The sequence below is a fragment of the Candidatus Methylomirabilota bacterium genome (genome assembly GCA_035936835.1).
Taxonomy (GTDB): Bacteria; Methylomirabilota; Methylomirabilia; order Rokubacteriales; family CSP1-6; genus AR37.
Window position 1 is genome coordinate 1 of the sequence record DASYVT010000236.1, and the last position, 3,979, is coordinate 3,979.

A 3,979-nucleotide genomic window follows, 5' to 3' on the forward strand; every position below is an offset into this window, starting at 1 on the left:
TTAATAGGGCCGCCAGCGCGTCGCCCTTGCCCTTCGCCGCCCGGATCCTCGCGACCACCGTGAGCACGTCAGCCATAGCGTGTGGGTCTCCTTTGGCCCGCGCCCATCATGGGCGGGGTGGGGGGCATTCTACGCGATCCCGGGATAGTTGACACGGGGAGGGCTATCTGGCACGATTGCCCCGTTATGACGTTTTTCCCGGGCCTCCTGCTTATGTAGCGGCGAGCGCGGAATTCCGCGTTCGCCGAGCCTCCTGCGACAATGTCGCCAGGAGGTTTTTCATTTCCGGCTCGTGATCGAGCCTGCGTGAGGAGCGACATGCCACCAAAGCCCGTGACGCCGAAGCGGATGGCCTTCGACAAGTACCAGCCTTTCGTGCCGCTCGATCTGCGTGACCGCACCTGGCCGGATAAGAAGCTCGTGAAGGCGCCCCGCTGGTGCTCCGTCGACCTGCGCGACGGCAACCAGGCCCTGATCGACCCGATGGATCCCGAGCGCAAGCGGCGCATGTTCGAGACCCTCGTCCGGATGGGCTTCAAGGAGATCGAGGTCGGCTTCCCATCGGCCTCCCAGCCCGACTACGACTTCGTGCGGCTCCTGATCGAGGAGGACCTGGTTCCGGACGACGTCGTCATCCAGGTGCTGACGCAGTGCCGCCCCGAGCTGATCGAGCGCACGTACCAGTGCCTGCAGGGCGCGCGGCGGGCCATCGTGCACTTCTACAACTCGACCTCCATCCTCCAGCGGCGCGTGGTGTTCGGCCTCGGCAAGCCGGGGATCGTGGACATCGCCGTCAACGCGGCGAAGCTGTGCAGGAAGCTCGAGGAGATATTGGTCGGCACGGAAGTCTTCTACGAGTACTCGCCAGAGAGCTACACGGGCACCGAGGTGGAGTTCGCCGTCGAGATCTGCGAGGCCGTTATGGACGTCATCGAGCCGACGCGCGACAGGAAGATCGTCCTGAACCTGCCCGCCACGGTGGAGATGTACACGCCGAACCTCTACGCCGACACGATCGAGTGGTTTCTCCGGCACATTTCCCGCCGCGACCGCGTCGTGTTGTCGCTCCACCCGCACAACGACCGCGGCTGCGCCGTGGCGGCAGCCGAGCTGGGCGTGATGGCGGGCGCCGACCGCGTGGAAGGCACGCTCTTTGGCAACGGCGAGCGCACCGGCAACGTGGACGTCGTCACGCTCGCCATGAACCTGTTCGCGCAAGGCATCGACCCAGAGCTCGACATCTCCGACATCGACGAGGTGCGCCGGGTCGCCGAGTACTGTAACCGCCTGCCCGTCCATCCGCGTCATCCCTACGGGGGCGACCTCGTCTACACGGCGTTCTCGGGCTCGCACCAGGACGCCATCAAGAAAGGCATGGAAGCCCTGCCGCCGGACTACAAGGTCTGGGAGGTGCCGTATCTCCCCATTGATCCGAAGCACGTGGGCCGCACGTACGAGGCCGTCATCCGCGTCAACAGCCAGTCGGGCAAGGGCGGCGTCGCCTTCATCATGAAGGCCGAGCACGGCTTCGACCTGCCCCGCCGCCTGCAGATCGAGTTCTCCAAGACGATCCAGGCGATCACCGAGGACTCGGGGACGGAGATCAGCCCCTCGGCCATGTGGGAGGCGTTCCAGCGCGAGTATCTGCCCGAGCCGGGGCGGTACGCCCTGCGCAGCCATGAGCTGGCGTCCGTGGGCGGCAGCGACGGCGCCCGCATCGTGGCGCAGGTCGCCGTGGACGGCGTCTCGCGCACGGTCACTGGCGCGGGCAACGGCCCCATCGCCGCCTTCGTGGACGCGCTGCGGAGCGGACTGGGTGTCGAGCTGGATGTCGTCGACTACGCGGAGCACGCCCTCGGGCAGGGCGCCGACGCCGGCGCGGTGGCCTACGTCGAGACGGTGGACGGCGAGGGCAACCTCCGCTGGGGCGTGGGCACGCATCCGAACATCATCACGGCGTCACTGCGGGCCGTGCTCTCCGCCCTCGGCCGCCGCGCGCGCTGAAAGCGGCTGAGCTGCGATCTACGGGATCACCGGCCACTTCGGCCGCGCGGCGAGTCCCGCGCGCGCCAGGTACGGGCCCGATAGCCGTTCTGCGCGGGCGAGGGCCTCGCGCTCGTCGACCGTAGTCACGCGCCGATCGTCCAGCAGGACGCGCCCGTCCACGACCACCGTCCGCACGCTGGCGGCGCTCGAGCTGTAGACGAGCGTGTTCACGGGGTCCAGCAGCGGGCGCCACTCCGGCAGGTCCAGGTCGAAGATCACCATATCGGCGCGCTTGCCCGGCTCGAGCGAGCCGATCTCGTTCTCGAGCCCGAGCGCGCGCGCCCCGTGCAGCGTCGCCATCTCGAGCACGCGCTCGGGCGGCATCACCGCGGGGTCGAGTCGCGCGTCCTTGGGCACGAGCGCGGCCAGGTACATCAGCCGCAGCATGTCGAAGTGGTTCGAGCCGTTGGCGCTGTCGCCGCCGAGCGACACGCTCACACCGGCGTCGAGCATCTCGGCGAAGCGGCCGTGCGCGGAGAGTCCTTTGACGTGCTTGAGCGCGGCGGAGGGACAGTGCGAGATCTTCACGGCGCGGCGGGCGAGGAGCGCGATGTCGTCGGCGTTCACGTGCACCATGTGGGCGAGCTTGGTGCGCGGCCCGAGCACTCCCCAGCTGTCGAGCGTGGCGAGCGGCAACGTGTCCGCCGTCTTGCGCGACGGGTGCGAGGCGAACTGCATCATGCCCCAGCCTGTCCCGTGCCGCTCGGCCAAGGTATGTGCGCCGCGGATCAGCGCCTCGGAGCAGGTGCCGAAGCCGATCAGCAGCGGCCAGGCGCTCACGCGCGAGCTGCCGCGCTGCTTCACGTCTAAAACCGCTGCCTCGGCGAGCCGCAGCGCCTCGTCGGTGGACTGGGTCAGCCGGCCGGGGCCCGAGGCCAGGTCCCACGTCCAGCGGCCGAGGACGGCGCGCAGCCCCACCGCGTCCACCGCCTGGGCCACCGCCGGGACGTCGAAGAGCGTGCCGGCCTCGCAGAAGGTCGTGGTGCCCGTGCGCAGCATCTCGAGACACGCGAGCTGGGCGGCCGCGGCTTCCTCCTCCGGCGTGATGGCGGCGTAGAGCGGCAGGTACCAGTCCGGGACGTAGCGGTCCACGGGCACCTCGTCCGGGATCAAGCCGCGCGAGAGATGCTCGGAGAGGTGGACGTGGGTGTCGATGAAGCCCGGGAGCACGAGATGGCCGCGCCCGTCGATGATGCGCTCGGGCGCGCGCGGCGGCCTCACGTCGCGCGACGCCCCGACCTGAACGATGCGCTCGCCGTCGATCAGCACGGAGCCGTCCAGGAAGATCCGGCGCGTGGGATCCATGCTGACGACGACGGCGTGCTCGACGAGGATCATGGGGCGCTCTCCGGGCGAGTATGATACACGTCTGCTCCAGGAGGTGCTCAGATGACACCGCAGAAACGGGATGACCACGACAAGGGCAGGGCGGATGCGCTGATCGCGCGGATGAAGAAGGCGCGCGGTTACATCTACCCCGAGTGGGAGTTCGCGGCCCGGCAGGACCCGGAGTTCGTCGAGACCTACAATCGTATCTACGAGCTGGGGCTTGGAGAGGGCAAGCACGTCTCGGCGAAAGTCCGCGAGTTCGTCGCCATCGCGCTCCTCGCCTTCCGCGGGGCGGAACGGGCCGGCCTCGTGGCGCACATGGAGCGCGCGATCCGCCTCGGCGCCACGCGCGAGGAGCTGTTCGAGGTCCTCGAAACCTGCCTGGTGCCGGGCGGAGCCCCGACCTTTCATCGGGGGCTGGGCGCCCTCTTGGAAGTGAAGGGCTGATCGCGGCGCGCTACTTCTTCAGGCGCAGATCCTCGTACGGCGCCGAGTAGAGGTGGCCGACGATGAGACCCAAGCCCGGCTCGGCCACGCGGGCGCCGTACCCGTTGAGGAAGGCCGGCTCGACGATGGGGGCGAACATGACCTTCTCGTGCACGAG

Annotated in this window: 3 protein-coding genes; 2 read left to right on the top strand and 1 reads right to left on the bottom strand. The window is 68.8% G+C overall.

The window, feature by feature from the left end; genetic code table 11:
• Positions 1-318: 318 nt before the first annotated feature.
• Positions 319-2,004 carry a 2-isopropylmalate synthase gene (gene leuA, locus VGV06_21420; protein ID HEV2057698.1) on the top strand — a complete coding sequence of 562 codons (1,686 nt, stop codon included), beginning with the start codon at positions 319-321 and terminating at the stop codon, positions 2,002-2,004.
• An 18-nt stretch (positions 2,005-2,022) separates the two neighbouring features.
• Here the strand turns inward: leuA and VGV06_21425 are convergent, their stop codons facing one another.
• Complete coding sequence (locus VGV06_21425; GenBank protein HEV2057699.1) at positions 2,023-3,384, bottom strand: amidohydrolase family protein; 1,362 nt, start codon at positions 3,382-3,384, stop codon at positions 2,023-2,025.
• A 51-nt stretch (positions 3,385-3,435) separates the two neighbouring features.
• Between VGV06_21425 and VGV06_21430 the strand changes: the two genes are divergently transcribed.
• The gene (locus VGV06_21430; GenBank protein HEV2057700.1) at positions 3,436-3,822 is read left to right on the top strand and encodes a carboxymuconolactone decarboxylase family protein; all 387 of its coding nucleotides are present in this window, start codon (positions 3,436-3,438) and stop codon (positions 3,820-3,822) included.
• Positions 3,823-3,979: the final 157 nt, after the last annotated feature.